Below are 26,677 nucleotides of genomic sequence, written 5' to 3'. Positions count from 1 at the left end.
CCGGTCAGCGACGCGAGTATCTGGAGACGTGGTCGGTCATGGTCTTGAGCTGGTAGACCGACACCTCGTGGGCCGTCTCGTCCTCGGCGAACACCGAGGAGACCATCACAGTGTCATCGCGGTCGTAGAAGCCGATCTCGGCCAGGCCGCCGAAGAACTCGTCCCAGTTGATGTCGCCGTCACCGATCTTGAGGTGCTGGTGTACCCGCACCGGGTTGCCCGGCGGATTGGTGATGTAGCGCAGACCGTGGCTGCGGTGGTGGTCCATGGTGTCCGCCACGTGCACCAGGCGCAGCTTGTCCCCGGCGGCCCGCATGATCTCGGTCATGTTGCCGCCCATGTGGTAGGTGTGGCACGCGACGTAGACCATGCCGATGTTGGGGGAGTTGACCCCGCGGATGATGCGCACCGCTTCCAGCCCGTCCTCGACGAAATCGTCGGGGTGCGGGTCGATGCGCACATCGAGGCCTTCGCGTTCGATGATCGGCAGCAGTTCTTCCAGGGAGCGGAAGAATGCCCACTCGGATTCCTCGGCTTGCTCGGGGCGCCCGGAGAATTCGGTGTTGATGACGTTGACGCTGAGGTCGACGGTGATCTGGATGACGCGTTTCCAGTTGCGCACGGCGGCCTCACGGGCGTCGGGGTCGGGACTGGACCAGCGCAGTACCGGAAGCACCGAGGCGATCCCGACACCGGCGTCGGCGCAGGCCCTGCGGAACTTGGTGACCAGTGCGTCATCGGCACGCGGGTGGTTGAAGAACGGGATGAAATCCCGATGCGGGGTCAACTGCAGGTACTCATACCCCAACTCCGCGGCCACCCGCGGCAACGCCAGCAGCTCGTAATCATGATGGAACGGCGTGGGATCCAGCGTGATCTTCACCGTCATGCTCCCTTGATGGACTCGCGGGCGACCATGCGGACGTCGACGGGCTCACCGCTGTTCAGCGACAGCACGCCCGCTTCGCAGACCGCGGCCGCGGCGTAACCGTCCCACGCCACCGGCCCGTCGGTGTAGTCGCCGCTGGTCGCTCCGGCGTGCACGGCATCGACCCAGCGCTGGAATTCGGTGTCATAGGCCTGCCCGAACCGCTCCCGGAAGCCCGGGGTGATCTGCCCGCCCCACATACCGGTGGCCGTCTTGCGGACCAGGCCGACGTCGAGACCGATGAACGCCGAACCCTTTTCGCCGACCAGTTCGGTGCGCACCTCGTAGGCCACCCCGGTCGTGACGAACAGTTCGACGTCGATGTGCTTTCCCGATGCGGTGCGCATGACGGCGATCTGCGGATCCTGGATACCTTCGGGTGCTCCGGGATTCGTGGCCGGGCGGATGATCTGGATCGAGGCGATCTCCTCGTCGAACAGGAAGCGGGTGACGTCCACCTCGTGCACCAGTGAATCGCGGACCACCATCGCCGAATCGAAAGTCGGTGGAACCGCGGGATTGCGGTGCACGCAGTGCAGCACCAGCGGGCGGCCGAACTCGCCGGCGTCCAGCATGGACTTCAGTTGCGCGTACTCATGATCGAAACGGCGCATGAAGCCGACCTGGATCAGTCGCTTGCCCAGTTCGGCTTCGCGCTTGACCACCGCGAGTGAGGTCTCCGCATCGGTGGTCAGCGGCTTTTCGCACAGCACCGGCTTGCCGTGCTCCAGGCACGCCAACAGTTGCTTCTCGTGGCTGGGCCCTGGGCTGGCGATCACCACCGCGTCGACCTCGGGGTCGGCGATGGCGTCCAGGGGATCGCCGACGGCACGGCAGTCGGGGATGCCTGCGGCGATGGCCCCGGCCTTCTCGGCGAGGTAGTCGTTGACCACGACCACCCTGGCCCCGGAGATACGGGAGGTGATCCGCGCGACGTGGTCGGCGCCCATGATCCCCACGCCGAGGACGGCAATCTTGATATCGGACATGAGTTTTCGGCTCCTAGCGGAAACGGACGGAGGGAATGCCACACGAGCTCAGGTAGTTCTGAGTGCGCTTGGCGATGGGCAGGGGAGCGTCGGCCTCGCAGGGGTACATGTCCTGCTCGACGATCGCGAAGACATCGATACCGAGCCTGTCGATCTCGGCGAGCAGCGGTGGCATCTCCGGAATGCCCAGCGGCGGTTCGGTCATGGCGCCGAGCTTGACGGCCTCGCCGAACGGCAGGTCCTCGGCCTCCACCTTGGCGCGCACCTCGGGGTCGACCTGCTTGAGGTGCAGGTAGCCGATGCGCTCCGGGGCTCGCCGGATGATGGCGATGTTGTCACCGCCGCAGTAGCTGATGTGCCCGGTGTCCAGGCACAGGTTGACGAACTCGCCGTCGGTGCCGTCGAGGAAGCGGTAGACGTTCTCCTCGGTGTCCACATGGCTGTCGGCATGCGGGTGGTATTGCGCACGCACGCCGTACTTCTCGAACATGGCCTTGCCCAGTTCGTTCATCCCGCGTGTCTTCTTGTGCCACTGCTCGGGGGTGAGGTTGCGGTCCTCGAGCACTGTTCCGGTGGCCGGGTCGCGCCACATCTCGGGAATGACGACGACGTGCTTACCGCCCACGGCGGCGGTCAATTTCGCGACATCCTCGACCTGGCTCCAGACCGAGTCCCAATTCTCGGCCGCAAGAGGTCCATCCCGATGTAGGTGCTCGAAGACCGTGCCGGCGGACAGTTTCAGGTTGCGCTGGGCCAGTTCGTCGGACAGCTGCTTCGGGTCGGTGGGCAGGTAACCGAACGGGCCCAGCTCGATCCACCGGTAACCGGATTCGGCGACCTCGTCCAGGAACCGGGTGTACGGGGTCTGATTCGGGTCGTCGGGGAACCACACGCCCCAGGAGTCGGGTGCGGAGCCGACAAGAATCGTGCTCATCGGGGAATGTCCTTTCGCTGATCAGTCGCGGAGGGTGTACCGGCCCTCGAGGCGCTCGTCTGTTGTCGGCATCGGGTGCGCCACTCCGCCGATCTAACGCGCGTTAGTAACGCGCGTTAGAGCTACTATGGGTGCCTCGACGGGGATGTGTCAACCATCACGTCATCCAGGAGGTGAGATGCCCCAGGCGCCACGTGATGCCACGTCGCCGCGCCGCCCGACGATGGCCGAGGTCGCCGCACGCGCCGGTGTCTCCCGGACGCTGGTGTCGTTCATCCTCGACGGCAAACCGGGCGCCAGCGAGGAGACCCGGCGACGCGTGCTCGACATCGCCGAGGAGATCGGTTACCGGCCCGATTCGGCGGCCCGCGGCCTCGCCCTCGGGCGTAGTCGCACGCTCGGTGTCTTGACCGATGTCCGTCAGCTGTTCCAGGCCGAGTTGGTGACCGGTATCTACCCGGCCGCCGAAGAGTTGGGCTATGAGGTGCTGCTGACGACGAACCTGTCCGACCGCCCCGAATCGGTACCGGTGAATGCGCTGCTGAGTCACCGGTGCGGCAGCGTGGTGCTGCTGGCGCCCACGTCCGGAGTCGACTATCTGACCACCCTGGCGTCCGAGGTGCCCGTCGTCGTGGTGGGCCCCCGGCTTCCCGCCGAAGCGTTGCGCGACGGGCTGAATCTGGCCTCAGTGCGCACCGATGACGCCCAGGGTACGAGGGAAGCGGTCGACTATCTGGTCGCCTTGGGGCACAAGGACATTGTGCATGTCGACGGCGGCGAGGACTCGGGCTCGCCTGAGCGTCGCCGTGGTTACCGTGCCGCCATGCAGGCGCACGGCCTCGGTGACCGAATCGACGTCATCGCCGGCGCGCACACCGAGGAGGGTGGCGGCGCAGCCGCGCGGGAACTGCTCGCCCGCCCGGACCTGCCGACCGCCGTGCTGGCCAGTAACGACCGTAGTGCACTGGGCCTGCTCGACGTCCTGACCCGCGCCGGCGTCGACATCCCCGGGGATCTCTCGCTGGTGGGATTCGATGACAGCCGGCTCTCGGACTATCCGCGGATCGACCTGACCACGGTGCATCAGGATGCCCCCGGCTTGGCCCGGCACGCGGTGCGGCTGGCGGTCGAGCTGCTGGAGCAGCGGTGCAGTGGGCCCAAAGAGATTGTGCTGGAAGCCGAACTCGTCGTCCGCGGTACCAGCGGCGTGCCGCCCTCACGAGCCCGGCGGTAGTGTCCCTGTCATGGTGAACTTCGCGCTGCGGTCCTGTGGCCTGCGCGGGCACGCGACGTTCGCGCCCGATGAGCCCGAATTGCGGGAACGGCTTCGGGTGGACACCCCGGTCGGTGAGGCCTGGCGATGCCTGCGCTGCGAGACGTTCGTGGTCGGCCCGCCGCGGGGGCATGGTCCCGCCGATACCGCGCCCGAGGTGCCGCGTGGCCGCCTGCTCCGGGACCGGACATTGATGCGGATTCTGGCCGCCGAACGGGTGATCCGCGCGCTGCTGCTGCTCCTGGCCGCCGGCGGGGTGCTCAAGGTTCGCGGTGAACGGGAGCACCTGAAGCAGGCCTTCGAAGACGAGCTTCCGTTGTTGCGCCCCTTGGCCGATCAGATCGGCTGGAATCTGGACGATTCCAAGATCATCCGTCATATCGGTGACGCCTTCTCCCTGTCGTCGACCACGTTGTTGTGGATCGCGATCGGGTTGGTCGCCTACGCCGGCACCCAACTGGTCGAGGCGACCGGTCTGTGGTTGATGAAGCGCTGGGGTGAGTATTTCGCGGTCGTGGCGACCAGTGCTTTCCTGCCACTGGAGATCTACGAACTGACCGAGAAGGTGACCGTGCTGCGGGTGGCGGCGGTGGTCATCAACGTGATCGCAGTGGTGTGGCTGCTGTGGAGCAAGCGGCTGTTCGGCCTCAACGGCGGGGCCGCGGCGTACTGGGCCGAGCACCACACCGAGAGTCTGATGAGCGTGGAGCGGGCCGGCCTGGAAGGCGCGACGCGGTAGCGCGGTGCGGCGGCAGGCTCAGCCCAACCGCGCCCGCGCATACTGCCGCACAGCCTCTTTCGCGATCTTGCCGTTGCTGGTCAGCGGCAGGGACTCGACGAACAGGACATGTCGGGGGCGTTTGAATCCGGCGCGGCTGCCGCGCACCAGCTCGACGAGATCCGCGGCGCTCACCGCGCTGCCGGACCGGGCCACGACCACCGCACAGATCGCCTCGCCCCAATAGGCATCGGGTACGCCGACCACCGCAACCTGCTCCACGTCCGGATGCCGCGACAGCACGTCCTCGACCTCCCGGGAGGACACGTTCTCCCCACCGGTGATGATCACATCCTTGAGGCGATCGGAAACCACCAGGCGACCATTCTCATCGAGCTGGCCGATATCCCCGGTGTGCAACCAGCCGTCGACCGTGGCCGGCAGATCCGGCCAGTAACCCGCGGCGACCTGTTCGCCGCGCACCAGGATCTCGCCGATCGGCCCGGGGCCGGCGATGCGTATCTGCACCCCGGAGTGCGGATGGCCGGCGGTCGCCAGAATCGCCGGGTCACCGGACCGGTGTTCTTCGGGTCCGAGAAAGGTGATGTTGCCGCCGGTTTCGGTCATCCCGTAACCCTGATGAAATCCCACCCCGAGGCGGGTGACGGCCCGGTACAACAGGTCGGCCGGGATCGCGGCCGAACCATAGGCGATATCGCGCAGGGTGGGCAGCTCGGTCCCGGTGTCCTCGAGATGGGCCAGCAGGGCGTGCAACATCGTCGGGGCGAGCGAGCAGGATGTCACGCCGTGGGTGTTGACCGCATCGGTGAAGGCGTCCGGCCGAAACGCCGGTACCGGAAGCACTGTCGAGCCGGCCGCATGGTGCACCAGCATGTTGTAGCCGGCGATGTGACACATGGGGAAGGGCAACAGGTAGACCCCGCCGGCGCGGACCGACCGACCGGCAATGGTCCCGCGTACGGCGGCCAGCAGTGAACGGTGGGTATGTATGACACCCTTGGGTTTTCCGGTTGAGCCGCTGGTGAACAGCAGCCAGGCGGGATCATCCGGCGCGACCACCGCGGTGGCCGGCGGATCCGGAAGATCGTGGCACCGCATGCTGTCGAACGGCACCAACTGGTATCCGCTGCCGGCCAGGGGTGCCAGGTAGCCGGGATCGCCGAGCACAAGGGCCGGCCGGACCGATGCCAGCTGGTCGAGTTGTTCGGTGCTGCTGAGCCGTTGGTTGATCAGCACCAGCACGCGACCGCTGCGCGGGACCGCGTAGTACACCCTGGCATAGTCGGCACCGTTGTCGGCGATGACGGCTATCCGGTCACCGGAGCTGCTGTGGGCCGCCACCCACGCCGCGGTGCGGCAGATCTGGGTGTCGAACTGCGCGAAGCTGATTGAGGTCCCGTCGGGGCCGATGAGGGCGGGCCGGTCGGGTGTCTCGGCGGCGACCGCGGTGATCAGTTCGTGCAGGAGCGCGGTCACAGGTCATCGATGCTGATGATGCCGTCCTGAACGGCGCGGGCCACCAACGCGGCCTTGGTCGGCGCGGGCCTGCCTGCCGCGGCGTACTTGACCCGGACCCGCTGGAGGTGGGTGCGGACGGTGGCCGGGGCAATGTTGAGTCGACCGGCGACCAGATCCTTACTCTCGGTCTGAAACCAGGCCATCAGCACCTCCTTCTCGCGCGGGGCCAGGGCCCGGCGGTCCGTATGCCTGCGGGAGACGTCGTCGAATGTGGTGTCCATGCTGCGCTGCATTCTGACCGAGCCGGAGCCTGGGTGCAGGGGCAATCGGGCTCAGGTCAGTCGCTGTCGGGCAGCAGCAGCGACAGCATGGTGTCGAGGCGGTCCGCCATGGCGTGATAGCTCATGACGCGGGTCTGCACCTGCAGCAGCGCGCCCCAGAAGAGCGTCTCGCAGGTGTCCATGACCTCCGGCCACGCGCCCATCCCCAGGGCCGCGGCCATGCGCCGGCGTACTTCGGCGGCGACACGGGTGCGAATCGCTGCCACCGCATCGTCGTCATCGCGCAACAATGCGCGGGCACAGGCCGAGGCCAGCAGAGGTTCCTCGGCCAGCACCAAGGTGAGCGCGCGCAGCTGCGTGCCGACCCGGGCACGGACGTCGGCGTCGGTATCGACGATCAGCGGCAGCTCGTACACCCGGGCCAGATACAGCTCGGCGAACATCGCGTCGACCGACGGGAAATGTGCGGACACCGCCGACGGCGCGACGCGGGCGCGGGCGGCCAGCTCGCTGAGTGACAGCTCGGCGCGCGCATCGAGGATCGCGGCGGCGGCGCCGAACACCTGCTGGTGTGTCTGCTTGAGCCGAACGATCGGATCGTGAACGCGATCCTGCAGGAAGGTGACATCAGCCACCGCTGGGCTGGACATGTGTCCAGAATATAGGCGCACCGTCTGATTGGCAATCGCTCGCCAAAAATACGTCTTTACATGCTTATTTGGGTACTGTCTCCGCTTTCTCGGCTCCGCTGCGCTGTGTCATGGGTTACGTCCAGCTAGGATTGCCGGACAAGTGTCCAGTAATGTTCGGGTGACGCTGAAGGGGATGTCATGAGCTACGTGATCACGCAGAACTGCTGCAAGGACGCCAGTTGCATACCGGTCTGCCCGGTCGACTGCATCCGTCCCGTCGAGGGCGATGACACGGACATGCTCTACATCGACCCGGACTCGTGTATCGACTGCGGGGCATGCTTCGACGAGTGCCCGGTCGATGCCATCCACTACGAAGACGACCTCCCGCCCGGGCAGGAGCGCTTCCGGGATATCAACGCCGCGTACTTCGAGCGGCATCCGCTGCAACCCGATACCGCGCCGCTGCGGCCGTCCCGGCCCGCCGTCCCGACCGGCGCTCTGCGGGTCGCGATCGTGGGTGCCGGACCGGCCGCCTGCTACGCCGCGGCCGAGTTGATCGCCATCGACGGTGTCGAGGTCAACCTCTTCGAACGACTGCCGACACCGTTCGGTCTGATCCGGGCGGGGGTGGCTCCCGATCACCAGCACACCAAGTCGGTGGTGAACATCTTCGAACGGGTCTTCACCAATCGGCGCTTCGGTTGTCATCTCGGCGTCGAGATCGGCCGTGACCTCACCCATGAGGATCTGCTGGCGCATCACCATGCCGTCATCTATGCGGTCGGCGCCGCGACCAGTCGGGCGCTCGGCATCCCCGGTGAGAACCTTCCCGGCAGCCATCCGGCCGCCGATTTCGTGGGTTGGTACAACGGTCATCCCGATCACGCCGGCCGGGCCTTCGATCTCGACACCGAACGGGCCGTGATCGTCGGCAACGGCAATGTCGCGTTGGACGTCGCACGCATGCTGCTGATGGACCGGGGCGCGTTGGCCGCCACGGACATCGCCGAGCACGCCCTGGAAGCCTTGCGTGCCAGCGCGATCCGGGAAGTGGTGATTCTGGGGCGGCGTGGAATCGCCGACGCCGCCTTCTCGGTGGGGGAGTTCCTCGCGCTCGGGCACCTCGACGGGGTCGATATCGTCATCGACGGCGACCTCTCCGATCCAGCCGACGGTGAGCGAAGCGACGGAGCGAGATTCGGCGCGGCGCTGAAGGTCGACATCGCCCGCGAATACGCGGGTCGGGCGCAGACACCTGGGAACAAGCGAATCGTGTTCCGCTTCAACACGACTCCGCAGGAGATCATCGGTAGCGGCGTGGCGCAGGAGTTGCGGGTCGCCCGTGACGGAACCACCGAGACACTGGCGACCGGATTGATCCTGCGGTCCATCGGCTATCGCGGGCTCGCGGTCGACGGGCTCCCGTTCGACGAGGCCGCCGGCGTGGTGCCCAACGAGGACGGCCGGGTGTCCGGTGTGCGGGGAAGTTATGTCACCGGCTGGATCAAACGCGGTCCGCGGGGCGTCATCGGGACCAACCGGACCTGCGCCGTGCAAACCGTCGACGCGCTCTGGCAGGACCACCTCGACGGTGCGTTGCAGCGCGATGTGGCCGAACCCGCAGCGTTGCGAAAGCTGCTGGAGGAACGCGGGATCCGGCCTCTGGACTGGTCGGGATGGCGGGCGATCGACGGAGCCGAACGTGACCGCGGCGCCGCGGCATCACGTCCCCGGGTGAAGTTCATCGCCATCGAGGACCTGCATGCCGCGGCGCTGGCCGACAGCTGATCAGCGCCTCGTGAGCTCGGCGTAACGCGCCAGATGGTGGTCGGTGGAGCCGAACTCGTACTGCACTGCGGTGAGCCGCTTGAAGTAGTGGCCGATGGCGAGTTCTTCGGTCATGCCCATCCCGCCGTGCAACTGCACCGCGTTCTGGCCGATGAACCGGGCGGCGCGACCGATGGTGGCCTTGGCCGCCGATACCGCCCGGGCCCGCTGGTCGGCGTCGGCCGTCAGATTGAGCACGGCCAGGTACACCGCCGCCACCGACTGCTCGAGCTCCATGTGCATGTCGACCATGCGGTGCTGCAGGGCCTGGAAACTGCCGATCGCGGTCCCGAACTGCTGACGCTGCTTGCTGTATTCGACGGTGTCGGCCAGCACCTTGCGCATATTGCCCACCGCTTCGGCGCATACCGCGGCCGCGCCCTCGTCACGGGCCTGGGCCAATGACGGCCAGGCGGCCCCGTCCTCGCCCAGCAGAGTCGCCGGAACCCCGTCGAACTCGATATCGGCCGCCCAGCGGTCATCGACAGTGCGGTACCCGTGCACGGTGAGACCGGCCGGCGGGTCGGCCACGTCGACCAGGAACAGTGACAGTCCCGCCGTCGTCGTCGCGGTGACCAGCAGGTGTGTCGCCAGCCGTGCACCCATCACCATGATCTTTGCGCCGTCGAGCACCCAGCCGTCGCCGTTGGGGCGGGCCGTGGTGGCTGCGTCCTGCCAACGTTCCCCGGACTGTGCCTCGGTGGCGGCCAGCGAGATGACAGCCTCACCCGCGACGAGTTGCTCCAGCAGCTCGTTCGCCCTGGACAGATTCCCCGTCGCTTCGCTCGCCCCGGATATATTTCCCGTCGCTTCGCTCGCCCTGGCCCGCAGCAACAGCCCGCCCGCCACCACCACGGTGTCCACATACGGTTCGACGACCAGTGCCTGCCCCAGCGCCTCGGCGATCACCATGACCTCGACCGGGCCGCCGCCGATTCCGCCGACCTCCTCGGGCAGCGCGGCGCCGAGGATGCCGAGTTCGTCGGCGAACGCGCGCCAGATCTCGGGTTGCCAACCGGCTCCGATCTTGGCCGCGGCACGGCTGGACTCCAGCTGGTAACGGGTCGACAGGAATTTGGTGAGGCCGTCGCGCAGGAGTTCCTGTTCATCGGTCAGTGTGAAGTCCATTTACAGTCCCAACTCTGCCTTGGCGAGGATATTGCGCTGAATCTCGTTGCTGCCGGCATAGATTGAGCCGGCCCGGTCGTTGAAGTAGCGCAGCGGTGCGACCGCCTGCCACGGCTCGCCGGTGAGGTAGCCGTCCTCGGGCACGAGGAAGTCGGCGATGGGTCCCCCCGGGCAGGTTCCGTGCGGCTGGTAGGCCCGGCCGCGCGGCCCGGCCGCCTCCATGGCGAGTTCGGTGAGCACCTGGCTCAGTTCGGTGGAGATGATCTTGAGCATCGAGGACGCCGCACCGGGATGTCCGCCACCGGCCAGCGCCGCCAGAACCCGGTACTCCAGGATCTCCAGCACCTCGGTGCGGATCCGGGCATCGGCGAGCTTGCGGGAGAAGGACGGGTCGTCGATCAGCGAGCCCCCGGCCGGCCCGGGCTGGGTGGCCGCTGCCTCGGCCACCTGTTCGGCCATCACCTGCAGCGCCGGTGCGGTGGCACCGCCGCCGCGCTCGAACTCCAGCAGATACTTCGCGACGGTCCAGCCGTCGTCGATCTGTCCGATGACGTTTGCTTTCGGAACCCGGACCTCATCGAAGAAGACCTGACTCTGCACCTCCTCGCCGGAGGTCATCACCAGTGGACGGATCTCGATCCCCGGGGTGGTCATGTCGATCAGCACGAACGTGATGCCCTGCTGCTTCTTGCCGGTGCGTGAGGTGCGCACCAGGGCGAACATCCAGTTGGCCTCGGTGGCGTGCGTGGTCCAGATCTTGCTGCCGGTGCAGACCAGGTCGTCGCCGTCGTGCACGGCGGCCATCGTCAGTGCGGCGAGATCGGAGCCGGCCTCGGGTTCGGAATAGCCCTGGCAGAAGAACACCTCGCCGGTGAGGATGCGCGGCAGGAAGAAGTTCTTCTGTTCGTCGGTGCCGAACTTGACGATGGCGTGGGCCACCATGCGGATTCCCATCGGGGACAACGACGGCGCACCGGCGAGCTGGGATTCCCGGCTGAAGATGTAGTGCTGGGTCAGCGTCCAGTCGCACCCGCCGTGGTCAACGGGCCAGGCGGGAGCGGCCCAGCCACGTTCGTGCAGGATCCGCTGCCACTCCATGCTGGCCTCGTGATCGCTGTACACGCTGGTCATCAGGCGGCCGGCCCGCCGTAGTTCGGGTGTGAGCCGGGCCGCGAGGAACTCGCGCACCTCGTCCCGGAAGGTGGCATCCGCCTCCGACCAACTCAGGTCCATATCTCCGTAACCTTCCCTCGGCTATCTAACTACGTAATATAACTAGAGCCTTCGCCTCGGCGGTACCGAAGGTTTTGATCGGGTCGACAGGGTTGCGGACACGTGGTCGGCGCACGATTCTGCACAGCTGTTCCGACGGGTTGGGTGCTATCTTCTTCTGGTTGCCGCGGTCCATGCTGGCAAACCCCCTCGATCCCTCGCGTGGACCGCGGCTCCTCTTTGCGAAAGTGTGCTGGCGCGGGGCTGTGTGCGTTTCGGTTGATTCCTTCCACAAGTGTCAATACTGTGGGGAGCCCCGACTTCCGGGTCTGCCTGAACGCATCGCCTCTGTTGCTCACAGCCACACTGCGTACGCGGCGGTTCAAGATTGAGCAACGGTGAGGTCACTAACGAGCCATGTGGGACGACGAGGTCGAAATCATTTCGGTAGGTGCAGGCCCGGGGGGCCTGGCCTACGCGGCGGCCGCCGCCGACGCCGGGCTGGACGTCCTGATCGCGGCGCCGCCGCGGCGCACGGACGTCCACGCCGGTGACGCTGCGCGCGGCTGGCTGCCCGCCGTCAGCGATCCTCTCACCGACGAGTACCTGACAGAACTGGTCGCCGGGGCGACTGCGCCGGCCGCTGCCGGCGCTCCCGACCTGCCGGTGCGCACGCTGTACAGCCCGCCCGTGCAGCGCACGCGAAAAGCCGTCGTGGAGACCTTCGTCGGTCCTCGCCTGTCCGTCTGGGCCGGCGCCTGCCTGGCGTCCTCGTTCGGCGCGGTGCTGACGACGGTGGACCACTGGCCGGCCACCATGCGCACAGCCGAGGGTCTCTCGGTGGGAGTTGCCCCGATCGGCGCGGCGGACGGCCGCGCACTGGACGATTGGCTGGCCGAGGCGGTGCACGAGCGGGAGATCTCCACCCTCGAAGACGCCACGTTGCAGCGCCTGGTGTTCGAGGACGGCCGGGTGATCGGCGTGGTCTTCGACACGCCCGACGGCGAGTACGCGGTGCAGGCCCGCCATGGCGTGGCGTTGACGCCGACCGAGCCGATGCCCACCGCGCCGGTCCCCGCCGGCGGCGATATCGCGCTGGTCGGGCTGGCAGGAAGCCGATTCGTGCGGCTTGAGTTGGTGCACACCGGGGATGCCCCGGACTGAGGCCGCGGCCGGCGTCGAGAGATCGGCTAGGGCCGCAGGCCCGTCGAGAAATCGACCGAGACCCGGCGCTGGCGCAGCAGCGCCTCCATGGCGTCGCTGGAGATCGGGCGCGAGAGCAGGAATCCCTGCGCGCGGTGGCAACCGTGGCGCAGCAGCGTCACCGCGGCCGAATCCGTCTCCACCCCCTCGGCGATCAGTTCGAGCCCGAACGCCTCCGCGAGCGCGATGATGGCGCGCACGATGGCGAGGTCACCCGGGCTGGCGCCGAGGTCCTGGACGAAGCTCTTGTCGATCTTCAGCGCGTCCACCGGCAGCGACTTCAGCAGCGACAGCACGCTGTAACCGGTCCCGAAATCGTCGATGGCCACCTGCACCCCGACATCGCGCAGTCCGGCCAGGGTGATCCGTGCGGTATCGATGTCCTGGACGACGACGCTCTCGGTGATCTCCAGGCACACCGAGCTGCGCTCGAGTCCGAACTCGTGCAGGATGCCGGCGACCGATTCGACGAACCCGTCGGCCACCAGCTGCACCGGTGAGACGTTGATCCGCAATACGGTGTCCTGGCCGACGCCGTTGGCCTGCCATCGGGCGAAGTCGGCGCACGCGGTACGCATCACCCAGCGGCCGAGTTCGCCGGCGAGGTTGATGGATTCGGCCACTCCGATGAAGGAGTCGGGGGAGAGCAAACCACGCGTCGGATGCTGCCATCGCACCAGCGCCTCGGCGCCGAGAATTTTCCCGGTCCGCATATCGATTTCAGGTAGGTAGCGCAGGAACAGTGCGCCCGTCTCCACCACGTTCTGCAGGTGCAGTTCGATATCGTTGCGGAACTCGTTCTCCAGTTCCATCGCGTCGGAGAACACCGCCACCTGATTGCCGCCGGAGTTTTTCGCGGTCAGGACCGCCTGATCGGCGCGTCGGAGCAGATCCGAGGTGGTGTCACGGCCCGGGATGCCGAGCGCGACGCCGATGCTCACGGTGCGCGTGAGCATTTCACCGTCGATCGGTACGCGTTCGCCCAATACGGTTTGCAGCCGGTAGGCCAGCTCTTCCGCCTCGACCGTGGACATCGCCACCGCCGGGATCACCACGAACTCGTCGCCGCCGAGCCGCGCGATCATGGCGGGTCCGACTGCCGCGGCCAGCCGCTCGGCGAGCACCCGGATGAAGCGGTCGCCGGCGATGTGGCCGAGGTAGTCGTTGATCGCCTTGAGCCGGTCGAGATCCAGGAACAGCGCCGTCACCGGACCCGGTCGTCGGGCTCGTAGCCGCTGGTCCAGGTGCGCGGTCAGGGCCCGCCGGTTGTGCAACCCGGTCAGGTCGTCGTGTTCGGCGAGGAACCGCAGCCGGTCCTCGGCGGCGACCCTGGCCTGCACCTGCGCGAACAGCGAGGCGATAGCCATCAGGGCATTGAGTTCCTCGTCACTCCACTGCCGCACACCGATCTTGACGAAGCCGAGGACGCCCGTGGTCACCTCGCCGGACAGCAACGGCACGCACGCCATCGACGTGGTGGGGATATGCCGCCCCGACTCGATGGTCCGCTGGTAGTCGAGCGTGCTGTTGGGATCGAATACCTTGGGCGCTTTGAGGGTTTCGGCGAGCTTGAACACCGGGTCGGCATCGGCGAAGTAGACGAGCGCGAGGGGATCAGGCCCCTCGCTCTCCGGCCTCGGCGGCCACTCGGCGATCAAGCGGGTCGCATGAATCGTGTGGTCGTTGTGTCGCAGGAAGCTGAAGTCGACGTCGAAGTACTTGACCAGTTCGGCCAGGACCTGCCTGCTGACCGAAGCGGCGGTAGCGGCGTCGACGGCGATCAGTCGGGTGGCGACCGCTGTGACGAGTAGCTCCAGACTGGGGGGCGACACCTCTACCTCTTGTCCGGGCGTCGCCGTCACGGCGACACGGTCTGGCGGGGTGGACTCTGACGGCGGCTCCGCACCGAGGGAGGCGGGGCTTCGGTGAATCGCAACACCAATGCCTGTGCCTCCTGCGGTTCGGCGCCGATCAGCTTGCGGAAAGTGTATTGCAGGGAACGCAGTTCACCGGTGAAGGTGGGGGTCAAGGATGCCAGTTCGTTGTCATCGTGGGCGTAGAGGAAGGCGGGGGAAACGGGTTGCACCGCCAGTCCGTGCAGTTGGGCGGTGATCCAGACCGCCTCGACGGCCTCGCCCGCCCGGGCGTAGTCGGCCAGCGTGCCTCCGGCAAACGACACCACCGCCAGGGCCGAACCGGCGACGACGCGGTCGCGGGTGTCAGTGCCGAGCACACCACCGGCGTCCCAGCGGGCCAGCTGTGCCATCACGTCCGCGCGGCGCAGCACGTCCAGGACCGCCAAATCCGACGCCGGTAACTCCAGGCCGCGCACGTCGATCCCATACTCCGGAGCGGGATCCCCCGGCCACCAGAGCTCGGAGAACATCTCCGAGTGCAATGTCGGGGTGAGATAGCGGAGGCGGTCCGCGGCGGCCAGAACCGATGCGCCCGCTTCGATTTCGCTTCTGGCGGTGAGCAGGTGCAGGCGGACGCCGAAGTGGGAAGCCTTGGCCCGCAACAGTTCTGCAACGTGCGGCGAGATCTCGGTGCCGGAGCCCCGATGTCTGTTGGTGGCGCGGTCGAGCATCGGTGCGTACAGCGCCGCCAGCTCGGGGTCGGCTGCGCCGGACAGAGACACGACCGCTTCCAGCGGTGAGCGATCGCCGCCGCCGGTAACGGTCACCTCGGTGCCGTGGCCGCGCGACGCGGCGGCCACCCTGGCGTTGAACACCGCGGCGCCGAGGGCGACCGCGCTGCCGCGGAATTCGACGTCCATCATGGTGGTGCGGGCCGGATCGATGCGCACCGTCAGCGAGTCCCGCCCCGTCTCGATCTGCCAGGGTTGTGCGTTGCCGCCGGACGGGGCGCGTGTGGCGGCCGCTGCCATGACTGCCGGCACGGAGGCGAACTCGCCCTGGTCGAGGTCGGGGATCACCTCGTCGGCGTGATCCTGCTGGGCGCTATACGGATCGGTGGAATGCGCCATTTCCGCCCCGATATCGATGCGCACCCGGCCCGACGGCAGAGTTTCACCCAGGCCGATCCGTCGCACCGCTTCGGTGATGAGTGACGCGCCGAGCGTCACCTCACCGGCCAGTTGCGGCCAGGTCGACAGGGTCTCGCCCACCTCGCACAGCGACGCCGCCATCCGCGCGGACAATTGGCCGGCATCGAGGATGCCGAGCACATGGGGCACCTTGTCCGCGCTGGTGAGACCCGCCAGCCCCGCGGTCTGAACGTCTCCGAGCAGCCCGTGCAGAATCGGTCGGGCCGGATCCAGATCGAATCGCTCGACGTCGACGAGACCGCGATCGCTGGTGGCCATCAGCACCGGGATGTGGCGGGCCCGCGCGGCCTCGCGCAGCAGCACCTTGGTGTCCAGGGAGTCACAGACCTCGACGACGATGTCGAGGCCGTCGAGGAAGGCGTCGATCGTCTCGGGGGTGAGCCCCGAGGTTTCGGCGCGCACGGGCAGGTACGGATCCAATTCGGCGATCCGGCGCGCGGCGACGATCGCCTTGTTGTGGCCTTCGTCGAACACCGTGGCGGGCACCCGATTGAGATTGCTGAGCTCCAGATCGTCGAAATCGGTGAGTCGCAATTCGCCGCAGATGCCCTGAGCGGCAAGAGTGTGTGCGATCACATGACCGACGCTGAGTCCGACGACGCCGATGCGCAGCTCCCCGAGCCGGTTCTGCTCGTCGAGGGTGATGAGATTGCGATTGCGGTCCAGCCGGAGCCGGCGGAACGCCCGCGGACCGAGCATCGCCAACACCGATCGCCGCCACGGGAAGTAGATCCAGTGCGGGGACTCGGCGAGGATGTGCTCGGTCGGTTCGGGCGTGAGCTTGAGCAGAGCGGCGCGTTGTCCGGCCAGATTGTCGATGAACTCGATATCCGGCCGGGCGCGCAGTTGCCAGAGCAGCTCGGCGTGGCCGGCCTCGTCATCGGACAGAATGATCGCGTTGCCCGTTTCCGTCACGCGTCGCTCCCGGCTGCGGTGTCGTCGGCATCCAGCCCGGCCATGAGCGGCAACAGAATTCGCGACTCGGCCAAGATCGTCGAAATCTGCTGCGGTTCGGCTGAGCGGGCGAATTCGGCGCGATCCCACCACATCATCTTCGTCTGGTACCTGGCATCGGGATAGGGGGTGGCGGGTATGCGAGACACGACGATACCGCCGGAGGACCGCCAGCGGTCCAGTACATGCGCCGCGGCCGTCGCCATGGCGAATTTGGCTCCCAGGATCGCGGTGGCGTGCAGCGGCATCCGTGCGAGCGCGGCGGTCAGATTTCGTCCTCGGTCGTGCTTGGCGGTCCAGGCCGTCTTGATCTCCACGACGCCGAACGGTAGGCGGTCGCCGATCATTTTGCGGACGGCCGTCAGCCCGGGCTGGCCGTCCCACTCCACGACGGCGTGCGACTCTTCGACCGCACCGTAGGGGCCCTGGGCGCGCACCCCACCCACGACCGTCCCGGTGGAGTCGAGTGCGGTGAGGAAGAGCGACGTCATGGCGGGGTCACGCAGGACATCTTCGTCGATCGCGCGTTCGGCGCCGTGCTCCCGGTAGCTGTACAGCGCGCCGTCGATGAAGTCGTCCCACAGTTCGGGCTCGGCTCCGGGCGTGCTCATCACGAGGGTGCAGTCGGTACCGACGTCCCACCATTGCGCGGTTTCGATTGCGCCCGGTGCGGTAGTCACCGCGGCCAAGGAAGTGGTCATCGTGAACCCCGATCGAGTAGCCGGCATCGCAGCTGCGATGTGTGCATTTTCATGCCATTTCAAATAGGTCGATTAAGTATCGCCATATCCTGGGGTTATTCCAGGGGAATCTTTTGACCGTAAATGCCAACCATTTGCTGTAACGAAAACCCTGACTGAACAGCAATGACCCGGCCATGGTCATTTATTATGTTTTGCGTCAATTAATGGGGACGAACCATAGGATACGGCAAAAATTTCGCATTGTGTCAATAATTGCCTGCGTGATCGCGGCCGACTGGCCGTCTCGGGGCCCAGATTGCCGTATTCGGCCGAAGGCGACGAGTTCGCGCTTCGGACCCGGTCGTCGGGCCGTCCTCCCAAGAGGCTATGTATGAAGCGTTACTCGAGAGGAGAAATGGTGAAAGTCTTCAAGGATCTTGCCGAGTTGGTGGCCGGTGTGGGCACTGAACTCGGGCCCACCGAATGGCTGGAGATTACCCAAGACCGGGTGAATCTGTTCGCCGACGCCACCGAGGACCACCAGTGGATTCACGTCGATCCGGAGCGGGCTGCTGCCGGGCCGTTCGGCGGGGCCATCGCTCATGGCCTGCTGACGCTGTCGCTGTTGCCGCACTTCTCCCATCAGCTCTATGGCGTCGAGGGTGTCAAGCTGGCGGTCAACTACGGCTACAACAAGGTGCGCTTCATCAGTCCCGTGAAGGTGGGTGCGAAGATCCGCGCCCGTGGCGTGCTCACCGATGTCGCCGTACCCGCCCAGGGCACCGCGCAGGCGACGGTCACCGTCACCATCGAGATCGAGGGGTCGGACAAGCCTGCCGCGGTGGTCGAGTCGATCGTCCGCTACATCAGCTGAGCGAGGCGCGCTGACGAGCAGCGGCTTTGACGAGGGCGCCACCGATGATGAGCCGCTGGATCTCGCTGGTGCCCTCGTACAGGCGCAACAACCGCACCTCGCGGTAGATGCGCTCCACTGCCACCTCGCGCATATATCCACTGCCACCGTGGATCTGGACAGCCGAGTCGGCGACCTGTCCGGCCATCTCGGTGCAGTACAACTTGGCGGCCGACGGTGCGATCCGCCGGTCCTCGCCGGATACCCACAGCCGAGCGGCGTCGCGGACCAGGGCGCGGCCGGCCATCACGCCGGTCTGCTGGTCGGCGATCATCGCCTGTACCAGTTGGAAATTGCCGATCGGCGTGCCGCCCTGAGTGGCGGTGGCGGCGTACGACACCGATTCGTCGAGTGCGCGCTGAGCGGTGCCGACCGCCAGTGCGGCGATATGGACGCGGCCGCGGGCCAGTGACGTCATGGCGGCGCGGTAGCCGATGTCCTCGCTGCCGCCGACGAGGCTGGCCGCACCGACACGGACATCGTCGAAGCTGACGTCGGCAGTCCAGGCGCCCTCCTGGCCCATCTTGGCGTCCTTGGCCCCGATCACCACGCCCGGGGTGTCGGCGGGGACCAGGAATACCGCGATTCCGGCACCGTCGGCGTCGGCCGGACGGGTGCGGGCGAACACCACGAACAGGTCAGCCGTCGGAGCATTGGTGATGAATCGCTTCTGGCCGTTGATCACCCACTGCGAACCATTCTTGACCGCCTTGGTGCGCAGGCCCGCCGGGTTGGACCCGGCTCCGGGCTCGGTCAAGGCGAAGGAGGCCACCACCGCACCGGAAGCGATGTCCTCCAGCCAGCGGGTCTTCTGCTCGTCGGTGCCGAAGCCGACGAGCACCTGTCCGGCGATGCCGTTGTTGGTGCCGAACATCGACCGCAGCGCCAGGCTGGTGTAGCCGAACTCCATGGCCAACTCGACATCCTGGGCCAGGTTCAGCCCCAGGCCGCCCCATTCCTGGGGGATGGCGTAGCCGAACAGACCGAGGTCCCTGGCCTGTTGGCGGATATCGTCGGGCACCTTGTCGGCGGCCATGATCTCCAGCTCGCGGGGTACCACCTGAGTGCGGATGAACTGCCGGGTGGCGGTATGGATATCCGCGAAATCCTTGTCGCTGACCTCGCTGGTGACGGCTGATGACATGGGTCGATCTCCTTGACTGCTACCCGGGGGAACTCAGACTTGATGCAAGAAATATCATATTTTATGTTGTGTCCAACAGCTGCAGAGGAAGGAGCAGGCGCGATGGCCCTGCTAGACGGACGCACCGCGGTGATCACCGGTGGTGCCCAGGGGATCGGATACGCAATCGCGGAACGATTCATCGCCGAGGGGGCCCGCGTGGTCCTCGGTGACCTCGATCTCGAAGCGACCGAGGCGGCGGTGGCCCGGCTCGGCGGCACCGCTGTCGCACATGCGGTGCGTGCCGACGTCACCTCGGCCGCCGAGGTGCAGGCGCTCGTCGCATCCGCCGTCGACACCTTCGGCGGCCTGGACATCATGGTGAACAACGCCGGAATCACGCGGGACGCCACCATGCGCAAGATGACCGAGGAACAGTTCGATCAGGTCATCGACGTCCATCTGAAGGGTTGTTGGAACGGCACCCGGCTGGCCGCGAACATCATGCGTGAGGCCAAGAGCGGCGCCATCGTCAACATCTCGTCGATCTCGGGCAAAGTCGGCCTGATCGGTCAGACCAACTACTCGGCGGCCAAGGCCGGCATCGTCGGCCTCACCAAGGCCGCGGCCAAGGAGGTCGCGCATCTGGGCGTCCGGATCAACGCGATCCAGCCCGGACTGATCCGCTCGGCGATGACCGAGGCCATGCCGCAACGCATCTGGGATCAGAAACTGGCAGAGATTCCGATGGCGCGCGCGGCGGAGCCGAGCGAGGTGGCATCGGTCGCGGCCTTCCTGGCCTCGGACATGTCCTCCTACATGACCGGCTGTGTGCTCGAAGTGACCGGCGGGCGGCACATCTAGATGGCGCACTCTGTCAATGACACGGTGGTCATCTGTGAACCGGTGCGCACCCCGATCGGCCGCTACGGCGGGATGTTCTCGTCGCTGACGGCCGTGGACCTCGGCGTGGCGGCATTACAGGGCCTGCTGCAGCGCACCGGGGTGCCCGCCGACGCCGTAGAGGACGTCATTCTCGGCCACTGCTATCCGTCCAGCGAAGCACCGGCCATCGGCCGGGTGGTCGCATTGGACGCCGGTCTGCCGATCACGGTGCCCGGCATGCAACTCGACCGTCGGTGCGGATCGGGCCTGCAGGCCGTCATCCAGGCGTGTCTGCAGGTCGGTAGCGGCGCACACGAACTCGTCATCGCCGGCGGCGCCGAGTCGATGAGCAACGTGGTGTTCCACTCCACCGATATGCGGTGGGGCGGATCGCGCGGCGGCATCACCGTGCACGACGGCCTGGCCCGGGGGCGGGTCACCGCCGGCGGCAAGAACTACCCGGTGCCCGGAGGGATGCTCGAAACCGCCGAGAACCTGCGCCGCGAGTACGGCATCTCGCGTCTGGAACAGGACGAGCTGGCGGTGCGCTCGCACCAGAAGGCGGTGGCCGCCCAGGCCAGCGGGGTACTCGCCGAGGAGATCATTCCGGTCACCGTGAGCTCCAGGTCCGGCGAGCAGGTCATCGACACCGATGAGCATCCGCGTGCCGACACCTCGGTGGAGACGCTGAGCAAGCTGCGTCCCGTTCTCGGCAAGACCGACCCGGATGCCACGGTCACCGCGGGTAATTCCAGCGGGCAGAACGACGCCGCGTCGATGTGCATCGTGACGACCACCGAGCGGGCCGCCGAACTCGGCCTCAAACCCCTTGTCCGGCTGGTCTCCTGGGGCCTGGCCGGGGTCGCGCCCAAGGTGATGGGTATCGGGCCGGTACCGGCCACCGAGGTGGCGCTGCGCAACGCGGGGCTGAGTCTCTCGCAGATCGACATCATCGAGCTCAACGAGGCCTTCGCCGCACAGGCACTGGCGGTGCTGCGGGAATGGAAGTTCACCGAGACAGACCTGGAGCGCACCAACGTGCGCGGATCCGGAATCTCGCTCGGACACCCGGTGAGCGCCACCGGCGGGCGCATGCTCGCCACGCTGGCGCGCGAACTGGACGCCCGCGGTGCCCGCTACGGACTGGAAACCATGTGCATCGGAGGCGGGCAGGGGCTGGCCGCCGTATTCGAACGGATCGCATCATGACCAAACTCGCACAGACGCTCGGATTGACCGAGGTGCAGGCCGAAATCGTCTCCACGGTAAGGCAGTTCGTGGACAAGGAGGTCATCCCGAACGCCCAGGAGCTGGAGCACTCCGACACCTACCCGCAGGCCATCGTCGATGGTATGCGCGAGATGGGATTGTTCGGACTGATGATTCCGGAGGAGTACGGCGGGCTGGGGGAGTCACTGCTGACCTACGCGCTGTGCGTGGAGGAACTGGCCCGCGGCTGGATGAGTGTCTCCGGGGTGATCAACACCCACTTCATCGTGGCCTACATGCTGCGCCAGCACGGTACCGACGAGCAGAAGCAGCGCTATCTGCCGCGGATGGCCACCGGCGAGGTGCGCGGTGCCTTCTCCATGTCCGAGCCCGAACTCGGGTCCGATGTCGCGGCGATCCGCACCAAGGGCGTGCGCAATCCGGGTGGTGGTTACACCCTCAGTGGCCAGAAGATGTGGCTGACCAACGGGGGCAGCTCGACACTGGTGGCCGCGCTGGTGAAAACCGATGAGGGAGCGGCCAAACCGCACCGCAACCTGACGGCCTTCCTGATCGAGAAGCCCGCCGGGTTCGGCGAGGTGAAGCCGGGCCTGACCATCCCCGGCAAGATCGACAAGATGGGTTACAAGGGCATCGACACCACCGAGCTCATCTTCGACGGTTATGTCGCCTCCGACGAGGACGTGCTCGGTGCGGCGCCCGGGCAGGGTTTCTTCCAGATGATGGACGGTATCGAGGTGGGTCGGGTGAACGTGTCGGCGCGGGCCTGCGGTGTGGGTATCCGGGCCTTCGAGCTGGCGGCGCGTTACGCCCAGCAGCGAGCCACCTTCGGCAAGCCGATCGCCGAGCATCAGGCGATTGCCTTCCAGCTGGCCGAGATGGCCACCAAGGTCGAGGCCGCGCACCTGATGATGGTCAACGCCGCGCGACTCAAGGACTCCGGTGAACGCAACGATGTGGCGGCCGGGATGGCGAAATACCTTGCCAGCGAATTCTGTTCGGAGGTGACTCAGCAGAGCTTCCGGATCCACGGCGGTTACGGCTACTCCAAGGAGTACGAGATCGAACGGCTCATGCGGGATGCTCCTTTCCTGCTGATCGGCGAGGGCACCAGCGAGATCCAGAAGACCATCATCAGCAAGAATCTGCTCGATGAGTACCGCATCTGATTCCGGCGGGCGTGCGAAGCGACGGGGAGAGCCGGACTTCGCGGTCCGCCCGCAACTCTCCGACGATGTGGCCCGGGTGGTGCGGCGCCGTATCTTCCACGGCACCTATCCGGCCGGGATCTACCTGCGCCTGGATCAATTGGCCGACGACCTCGGGATCAGCGTCACGCCGGTGCGCGAGGCGCTGCTGAACCTGCGCGCCGAGGGGCTGCTGGTGCAGCACCCGCGGCGCGGGTTCATGGTGCTGGAGGTCACCGCCCGCGATATCGCCGATGTGGCCAACGTGCAGGCCTACGTCGGTGGTGAGCTCGGTGCGCGGGCGGCCGCGAACATCACCGATGAACAGCTGGCCGAGCTCACCGGCATCCAGGACGAGCTGGAAAAGGCCTACGAACACAACGATCTGGACCGTACGGTGCGGCTCAACCATGAGTTCCACCGGCTGATCAACGTCGTCGCCGATTCGCCGAAGCTCACCCAGGTGATGTCCGGGGTCACCCGCTATGCACCGGAGTCGGTGTTCCCGACCCTGGAGGGCTGGCCGGCCCAGTCGATCAAGGACCACCGCAACGTGATCGCCGCGCTGCGACTCCGGGACGGTGAACGGGTCCGGGCGGCGATGGCCGAGCACTTCACCATCGGCGTGCAGCCGCTGACCGAGCATCTGACGGAGCGGGGCGTCATCGCACCCGATTGACGTGTGTCAGAAATCATTGACGTGTGTCAGTTGGCTGGTAGGGTCCCCGCCATGCAGCGAGCGCAGCCACGCACCGCGGTGATCGGTGCGGGCATCAGCGGGTTGACGGCCGGCAAGATGCTCAAGGACTACGGCGTCCCGTACACCACGTTCGAGATCTCCGATCGCATCGGCGGCAACTGGGCGTTCGGCAATCCGAACGGTCTGTCCAGCGCCTACCGCTCCCTGCACATCGACACGTCCAAACATCGGTTGTCCTTCAAAGACTTTCCGATGCCGCGGGACTATCCGGCCTTCCCGCATCATTCGCAGATCAAGGCCTACCTGGATTCCTATGCCGATGCATTCGGGTTGTTGGAGCACATCGAATTCAACAATGCGGTGGTGTCGGCCCGCCGGCGCCTGGGTGGCGGCTGGCTGGTCGAGGACCAGGCCGGGAACAGCCGGGAATTCGATCTGCTGGTGGTGGGCAACGGTCATCACTGGGACGCGCGGTGGGCGGAATTCCCCGGCACGTTCGACGGCGAGACGATTCACTCGCACCACTACATCGACCCGCAGACGCCGCTGGCGCTGACCGGCAAGCGGATCCTGGTCGTCGGTATCGGCAACAGCGCCGCCGACATCACCGTCGAACTCTCGTCGAAGACACTGCAGAACAAGGTCACCCTGTCGACTCGTTCGAGTGCCTGGATCGTGCCGAAGTTCCTTGCCGGCGTACCGGGTGACAAGATCTTCAAGACCTCACCGCACCTGCCGCTGTCCTGGCAGCGCAAGATGGCGCAGCTGCTGGTCCCGCTGGTGGGTGCCGACCCCACGAAGTACGGGCTGCCCGCACCCAATCACAAGCTGTTCGAGGCGCATCCCACCCAATCGGTGGAACTGCCCCTACGGCTGAGCTCCGGAGACGTGACCCCCAAGCCGAATGTGTCGCGACTGGACGGCGCCACCGTGCATTTCGAGGACGGAACCTTCGACGAGTTCGACGTCATCGTCTATGCGACCGGTTACAACATCACCTTTCCGTTCTTCGACCCGGAGATGATCAGCGCCCCCGGCAACCAGATCCGGCTCTACAAACGCATGTTCAAGCCGGGATTCGACGATGTGGTCTTCATGGGATTCGCCCAGGCGGTGCCGACCCTGTTCCCCTTCGTCGAATGCCAGGCTCGGCTCCTGGCCGCCTACGCGGTGGGGCGCTACACCCTCCCGCCGACGGACGAGATGGAACGGGTCATCGATGCCGATCAGCGGCTGCACGCGGGGCACTGCACCGATCGCCCCCGGCACACCCAACAGGTGGACTACTTCGTCTATGAACATGATCTGCGTACGCGGGAGCTGCCCGCGGGGATGAAACGAGCTGCGACAGTATGAGATCACCGACCGACCGCAGGCCCGTCGTGCGCAGCGATATGCGCCGTGAGGCCATCCTCGACGCGCTGGACGAATGGTTGCGGGCATCGAGCCTGGAGGCCGTCAACATCGCCGAGATCGCCAAACAGGCCGGGGTGTCCCGGTCGGCGTTCTACTTCTACTTCGAGAACAAGGCGGCAGCCGTCGCGGCGTTGATGGAGCGGATCATCGACGAAGTCGACATGGTCAACACCGAATTCGTCGCGGGTGAGGCGAACCCCAGGGACCGGGTGCGCACCATGCTGGACGGGTTGTTCGATACCTGCGACCGGTACCGTCACGTGTTCGCCGCCATGCTGGAGGCCCGGGGTTCCAGCGCGGCGGTGCGCGAGATATGGGATTCGGCGCGGGAATCGTTCGGCCCGTCGGTCGCCGAGCTGATCGCCGCACAGCGCCATTCCCCGTCGCTTCGCTCGCCCCTGGAGGCCGAGCCGGACCCGCGGGTGCTCGCGTTGGTGCTGCTGGAGTTCAACGACCGGATCATCGAACGGTTCATCCTGGGTGGTCCGTTGTCGCGCGAGGAGCTGACGGATGCGGCTGCCGCGGTGTGGCTGTCCACGGTGTACGGAGTGGGCCGGTGACCGTCCAGGAGATGTCCTTCCGCGAGCTGACCTTTGACTCTGAGGGAACGTCCTGTAGCGCTTGGCATTTCCCGGCAGAAGGTTCCGCGCCGCGGCCGGCCGTGGTGATGGCCCACGGTTTCGGGGGCACCAAGGATTCGGGTCTGCAGCCGTTCGCGCAACGGTTCGCCGCGGCCGGTATCGACGCGCTGGCCTTCGACTACCGGGGGTTCGGTGCCTCCGGGGGCGATCCACGACAGACGATCTCACTGGAGCGGCAGGTGCGCGACTACCACCGCGCCGTGGACGCGGCCGTCGCGCTGCCGAACGTGGACCGCATCGTGCTGTGGGGAGTGTCGATGTCGGGCTGCCATGTGCTGCGGGTGGCAGCCGAGCGCGAGGATATCGCCGCGGTGATCGCGCTGACGCCGATGACCGACGGCCTGGCCGCCGGGCGAACCGCGATCGCCGGGCCGAAGGACCTGCTGCCCGTGGTGCGCTGGACCGCGGCCGGACTACGCAACAAGGTCGCGGTGACCCGAGGCGCGGCAGCGACGTTCATGCCGATCGTCGGGAGGCCCGGCCAGGCCGGGGCCCTGACCCTGGCCGGAGCCTACGAGAGCTACCTGGCGATGGCCGGGCCGACGTGGCGCAACGAGATCGACGCCTCGGTCGGACTGGAACTGAGCCGGATGAGCACCAAGGCCGCGGCCCGTAGGCTGGGAGTCCCGGTGCTGGTGCAGATCGGCGACTTCGACCGGTTCGCCCCGGCATCGGCGGCGGCCAAGACCGCGGAGCAGGCCCGCGCCCAGGTGCATCACTATCCGTGCGACCATTTCGACGTGTGGCCGGGCAATGACTGGTTCGACCACGCGGTGGGTGACCAACTGGCGTTTCTGGCCCGCACCGTGTGAATCAGCCGAGGCGGACCGTGCCGTCCGCCTCGACACGCCAGCCCGGATTGTGGGCGATCTCCCAGATCGCTCCGTTGGGGTCACGGACGTGCGCGTGGAAGACGCCCCCGAACTGTCCGGGTTGCGGGGGTTTCAGTACGGTGCCGCCGGCGCTTGCCATCACCTCGACCACATGTGCTACATCCGCACGGCTGGCCACGTTGTGCGCCAACGTGATTCCTGAGACGTGAGCGGCCGCGTCATCGGGTGCGAGGCCGAGGTCGGCGTTGAACTTCTCGGCGAGGAAGAATCCGAGCACCTGGCCGGGCGCGGTCTGATAGAAGACGATCTCGCCCGCCACGTCCAGCAGCGGAAGCCAGCCGAGTGCGCCGTAGAAGCGACGGGTGGCGTCCAGGTCGGCGGCGGCAATGGTGACGAAACTGAGCTGCTGATCCATGACACGACGGTAGCGCGCAGGCG

General features: G+C 66.8%; 24 protein-coding genes and 1 pseudogene. 12 read left to right on the top strand and 13 right to left on the bottom strand.

The features are described 5' to 3' along the window. Positions 1-4: 4 nt before the first annotated feature. The 3 genes from QN239_RS23165 to QN239_RS23155 are packed head-to-tail and all read right to left on the bottom strand — an operon-like array spanning position 5 to position 2,851. A complete protein-coding gene (locus QN239_RS23165) occupies positions 5-883 on the bottom strand; it encodes a sugar phosphate isomerase/epimerase family protein (protein ID WP_499016940.1) in 879 nt (292 codons plus the stop codon). Positions 884-885: 2 nt separating this feature from the next. Beyond that, positions 886-1,917 (bottom strand): Gfo/Idh/MocA family protein, encoded by a 1,032-nt coding sequence (locus QN239_RS23160; protein ID WP_499013979.1) that lies wholly within the window; start codon positions 1,915-1,917, stop codon positions 886-888. Positions 1,918-1,930: 13 nt separating this feature from the next. Then, entirely contained in the window at positions 1,931-2,851 is a 921-nt protein-coding gene (locus tag QN239_RS23155; protein ID WP_499013976.1) for a sugar phosphate isomerase/epimerase family protein, read from the bottom strand. Between the two features lie 178 nt (positions 2,852-3,029). Between QN239_RS23155 and QN239_RS23150 the strand changes: the two genes are divergently transcribed. Next, complete coding sequence (locus QN239_RS23150) at positions 3,030-4,085, top strand: LacI family DNA-binding transcriptional regulator (protein WP_499013973.1); 1,056 nt, start codon at positions 3,030-3,032, stop codon at positions 4,083-4,085. Positions 4,086-4,095: 10 nt separating this feature from the next. Beyond that, entirely contained in the window at positions 4,096-4,863 is a 768-nt protein-coding gene (locus QN239_RS23145) for a DUF2127 domain-containing protein (protein WP_499013971.1), read from the top strand. An 18-nt stretch (positions 4,864-4,881) separates the two neighbouring features. Here QN239_RS23145 and QN239_RS23140 read toward each other — a convergent pair whose 3' ends face one another. The 3 genes and pseudogenes from QN239_RS23140 to QN239_RS23130 form a co-directional block, all read right to left on the bottom strand. Then, positions 4,882-6,339, bottom strand: a complete 1,458-nt coding sequence (locus tag QN239_RS23140; protein ID WP_499013969.1) for an AMP-binding protein — start codon at positions 6,337-6,339, stop codon at positions 4,882-4,884. Then, positions 6,336-6,560 (bottom strand): annotated as a pseudogene (locus QN239_RS23135) (LuxR C-terminal-related transcriptional regulator); the annotation flags it as partial. The pseudogene QN239_RS23135 and the gene QN239_RS23140, both read right to left, overlap by 4 nt. A gap of 98 nt (positions 6,561-6,658) precedes the next feature. Then, positions 6,659-7,252, bottom strand: coding sequence for a TetR/AcrR family transcriptional regulator (locus QN239_RS23130; RefSeq protein ID WP_499013967.1), 594 nt, complete (start codon positions 7,250-7,252; stop codon positions 6,659-6,661). Positions 7,253-7,432: 180 nt separating this feature from the next. On the opposite strand from QN239_RS23130, the gene QN239_RS23125 reads away from it, so the two are divergent. Further along, complete coding sequence (locus QN239_RS23125) at positions 7,433-9,025, top strand: FAD-dependent oxidoreductase (RefSeq protein ID WP_499013965.1); 1,593 nt, start codon at positions 7,433-7,435, stop codon at positions 9,023-9,025. On the opposite strand, the gene QN239_RS23120 is transcribed toward QN239_RS23125, so the two are convergent. Both QN239_RS23120 and QN239_RS23115 read right to left on the bottom strand, forming a co-directional pair. Next, positions 9,026-10,192: an acyl-CoA dehydrogenase family protein gene (locus QN239_RS23120; protein WP_499013964.1), complete on the bottom strand. Its 1,167-nt coding sequence runs from the start codon at positions 10,190-10,192 to the stop codon at positions 9,026-9,028. Continuing rightward, positions 10,193-11,425 carry an acyl-CoA dehydrogenase family protein gene (locus tag QN239_RS23115; RefSeq protein WP_499013963.1) on the bottom strand — a complete coding sequence of 411 codons (1,233 nt, stop codon included), beginning with the start codon at positions 11,423-11,425 and terminating at the stop codon, positions 10,193-10,195. It lies immediately after the preceding gene. A 396-nt stretch (positions 11,426-11,821) separates the two neighbouring features. Here QN239_RS23115 and QN239_RS23110 point away from each other — a divergent pair, with 396 nt between their 5' ends. Further along, entirely contained in the window at positions 11,822-12,568 is a 747-nt protein-coding gene (locus tag QN239_RS23110) for an FAD-binding protein (RefSeq protein WP_499013960.1), read from the top strand. Between the two features lie 26 nt (positions 12,569-12,594). Here the strand turns inward: QN239_RS23110 and QN239_RS23105 are convergent, their stop codons facing one another. Genes QN239_RS23105 through QN239_RS23095 form a run of 3 tightly spaced genes read right to left on the bottom strand, consistent with a single transcriptional unit; the run spans position 12,595 to position 17,329 of the window. Then, positions 12,595-14,469, bottom strand: coding sequence for a putative bifunctional diguanylate cyclase/phosphodiesterase (locus tag QN239_RS23105; RefSeq protein ID WP_308204825.1), 1,875 nt, complete (start codon positions 14,467-14,469; stop codon positions 12,595-12,597). Next, positions 14,466-16,589, bottom strand: coding sequence for an Rv1355c family protein (locus QN239_RS23100; RefSeq protein ID WP_499013958.1), 2,124 nt, complete (start codon positions 16,587-16,589; stop codon positions 14,466-14,468). Before QN239_RS23100 ends, QN239_RS23105 begins: the two co-directional genes overlap by 4 nt. Further along, the gene (locus QN239_RS23095; RefSeq protein WP_499013956.1) at positions 16,586-17,329 is read right to left on the bottom strand and encodes a hypothetical protein; all 744 of its coding nucleotides are present in this window, start codon (positions 17,327-17,329) and stop codon (positions 16,586-16,588) included. The genes QN239_RS23100 and QN239_RS23095 overlap by 4 nt, the downstream gene beginning before the upstream one ends. A gap of 400 nt (positions 17,330-17,729) precedes the next feature. Between QN239_RS23095 and QN239_RS23090 the strand changes: the two genes are divergently transcribed. After that, positions 17,730-18,185: a MaoC family dehydratase gene (locus tag QN239_RS23090; protein WP_167157995.1), complete on the top strand. Its 456-nt coding sequence runs from the start codon at positions 17,730-17,732 to the stop codon at positions 18,183-18,185. Here QN239_RS23090 and QN239_RS23085 read toward each other — a convergent pair. Beyond that, positions 18,178-19,368, bottom strand: a complete 1,191-nt coding sequence (locus QN239_RS23085) for an acyl-CoA dehydrogenase family protein (protein WP_499013952.1) — start codon at positions 19,366-19,368, stop codon at positions 18,178-18,180. The two genes, QN239_RS23090 and QN239_RS23085, sit on opposite strands and share 8 nt — an antisense overlap. 102 nt (positions 19,369-19,470) lie before the next feature. Here QN239_RS23085 and fabG point away from each other — a divergent pair, with 102 nt between their 5' ends. Genes fabG through QN239_RS23050 form a run of 7 tightly spaced genes read left to right on the top strand, consistent with a single transcriptional unit; the run spans position 19,471 to position 26,218 of the window. Next, entirely contained in the window at positions 19,471-20,211 is a 741-nt protein-coding gene (gene fabG / locus QN239_RS23080; protein WP_499013951.1) for a 3-oxoacyl-ACP reductase FabG, read from the top strand. Then, positions 20,212-21,441 carry an acetyl-CoA C-acetyltransferase gene (locus tag QN239_RS23075; RefSeq protein ID WP_499013948.1) on the top strand — a complete coding sequence of 410 codons (1,230 nt, stop codon included), beginning with the start codon at positions 20,212-20,214 and terminating at the stop codon, positions 21,439-21,441. Beyond that, positions 21,438-22,631: an acyl-CoA dehydrogenase family protein gene (locus tag QN239_RS23070; protein ID WP_499013946.1), complete on the top strand. Its 1,194-nt coding sequence runs from the start codon at positions 21,438-21,440 to the stop codon at positions 22,629-22,631. Before QN239_RS23075 ends, QN239_RS23070 begins: the two co-directional genes overlap by 4 nt. Next, the gene (locus QN239_RS23065; protein ID WP_499013943.1) at positions 22,615-23,328 is read left to right on the top strand and encodes a GntR family transcriptional regulator; all 714 of its coding nucleotides are present in this window, start codon (positions 22,615-22,617) and stop codon (positions 23,326-23,328) included. Before QN239_RS23070 ends, QN239_RS23065 begins: the two co-directional genes overlap by 17 nt. A 51-nt stretch (positions 23,329-23,379) precedes the next feature. Continuing rightward, on the top strand, positions 23,380-24,705 hold the full coding sequence (locus QN239_RS23060; RefSeq protein ID WP_499013940.1) for a flavin-containing monooxygenase: 1,326 nt from the start codon (positions 23,380-23,382) through the stop codon (positions 24,703-24,705). Then, on the top strand, positions 24,702-25,325 hold the full coding sequence (locus QN239_RS23055) for a TetR/AcrR family transcriptional regulator (protein WP_499013937.1): 624 nt from the start codon (positions 24,702-24,704) through the stop codon (positions 25,323-25,325). The genes QN239_RS23060 and QN239_RS23055 overlap by 4 nt, the downstream gene beginning before the upstream one ends. A gap of 11 nt (positions 25,326-25,336) precedes the next feature. Beyond that, on the top strand, positions 25,337-26,218 hold the full coding sequence (locus QN239_RS23050) for an alpha/beta hydrolase (RefSeq protein WP_499016939.1): 882 nt from the start codon (positions 25,337-25,339) through the stop codon (positions 26,216-26,218). A gap of 1 nt (position 26,219) precedes the next feature. Here the strand turns inward: QN239_RS23050 and QN239_RS23045 are convergent, their stop codons facing one another. Next, the gene (locus QN239_RS23045; RefSeq protein ID WP_499013935.1) at positions 26,220-26,654 is read right to left on the bottom strand and encodes a VOC family protein; all 435 of its coding nucleotides are present in this window, start codon (positions 26,652-26,654) and stop codon (positions 26,220-26,222) included. Positions 26,655-26,677: the final 23 nt, after the last annotated feature.

The sequence above is a fragment of the Mycolicibacterium sp. Y3 genome, from assembly GCF_051188035.1.
Taxonomy (GTDB): Bacteria; Actinomycetota; Actinomycetes; order Mycobacteriales; family Mycobacteriaceae; genus Mycobacterium; species Mycobacterium fluoranthenivorans.
This window is presented reverse-complemented; position numbering and strand designations above follow the sequence as displayed.

Coding starts and splice junctions, on each gene's coding strand:
- QN239_RS23160 (WP_499013979.1), bottom strand. CDS start 1,917: ATGTCCGATATCAAGATTGCCGTCCTCGGCGTGGGGATCATGGGCGCC.
- QN239_RS23155 (WP_499013976.1), bottom strand. CDS start 2,851: ATGAGCACGATTCTTGTCGGCTCCGCACCCGACTCCTGGGGCGTGTGG.
- QN239_RS23150 (WP_499013973.1), top strand. CDS start 3,030: ATGCCCCAGGCGCCACGTGATGCCACGTCGCCGCGCCGCCCGACGATG.
- QN239_RS23145 (WP_499013971.1), top strand. CDS start 4,096: ATGGTGAACTTCGCGCTGCGGTCCTGTGGCCTGCGCGGGCACGCGACG.
- QN239_RS23130 (WP_499013967.1), bottom strand. CDS start 7,252: ATGTCCAGCCCAGCGGTGGCTGATGTCACCTTCCTGCAGGATCGCGTT.
- QN239_RS23125 (WP_499013965.1), top strand. CDS start 7,433: ATGAGCTACGTGATCACGCAGAACTGCTGCAAGGACGCCAGTTGCATA.
- QN239_RS23120 (WP_499013964.1), bottom strand. CDS start 10,192: ATGGACTTCACACTGACCGATGAACAGGAACTCCTGCGCGACGGCCTC.
- QN239_RS23115 (WP_499013963.1), bottom strand. CDS start 11,425: ATGGACCTGAGTTGGTCGGAGGCGGATGCCACCTTCCGGGACGAGGTG.
- QN239_RS23110 (WP_499013960.1), top strand. CDS start 11,822: ATGTGGGACGACGAGGTCGAAATCATTTCGGTAGGTGCAGGCCCGGGG.
- QN239_RS23095 (WP_499013956.1), bottom strand. CDS start 17,329: ATGACCACTTCCTTGGCCGCGGTGACTACCGCACCGGGCGCAATCGAA.
- QN239_RS23085 (WP_499013952.1), bottom strand. CDS start 19,368: ATGTCATCAGCCGTCACCAGCGAGGTCAGCGACAAGGATTTCGCGGAT.
- fabG (WP_499013951.1), top strand. CDS start 19,471: ATGGCCCTGCTAGACGGACGCACCGCGGTGATCACCGGTGGTGCCCAG.
- QN239_RS23075 (WP_499013948.1), top strand. CDS start 20,212: ATGGCGCACTCTGTCAATGACACGGTGGTCATCTGTGAACCGGTGCGC.
- QN239_RS23070 (WP_499013946.1), top strand. CDS start 21,438: ATGACCAAACTCGCACAGACGCTCGGATTGACCGAGGTGCAGGCCGAA.
- QN239_RS23065 (WP_499013943.1), top strand. CDS start 22,615: ATGAGTACCGCATCTGATTCCGGCGGGCGTGCGAAGCGACGGGGAGAG.
- QN239_RS23060 (WP_499013940.1), top strand. CDS start 23,380: ATGCAGCGAGCGCAGCCACGCACCGCGGTGATCGGTGCGGGCATCAGC.
- QN239_RS23055 (WP_499013937.1), top strand. CDS start 24,702: ATGAGATCACCGACCGACCGCAGGCCCGTCGTGCGCAGCGATATGCGC.
- QN239_RS23050 (WP_499016939.1), top strand. CDS start 25,337: ATGTCCTTCCGCGAGCTGACCTTTGACTCTGAGGGAACGTCCTGTAGC.
- QN239_RS23045 (WP_499013935.1), bottom strand. CDS start 26,654: ATGGATCAGCAGCTCAGTTTCGTCACCATTGCCGCCGCCGACCTGGAC.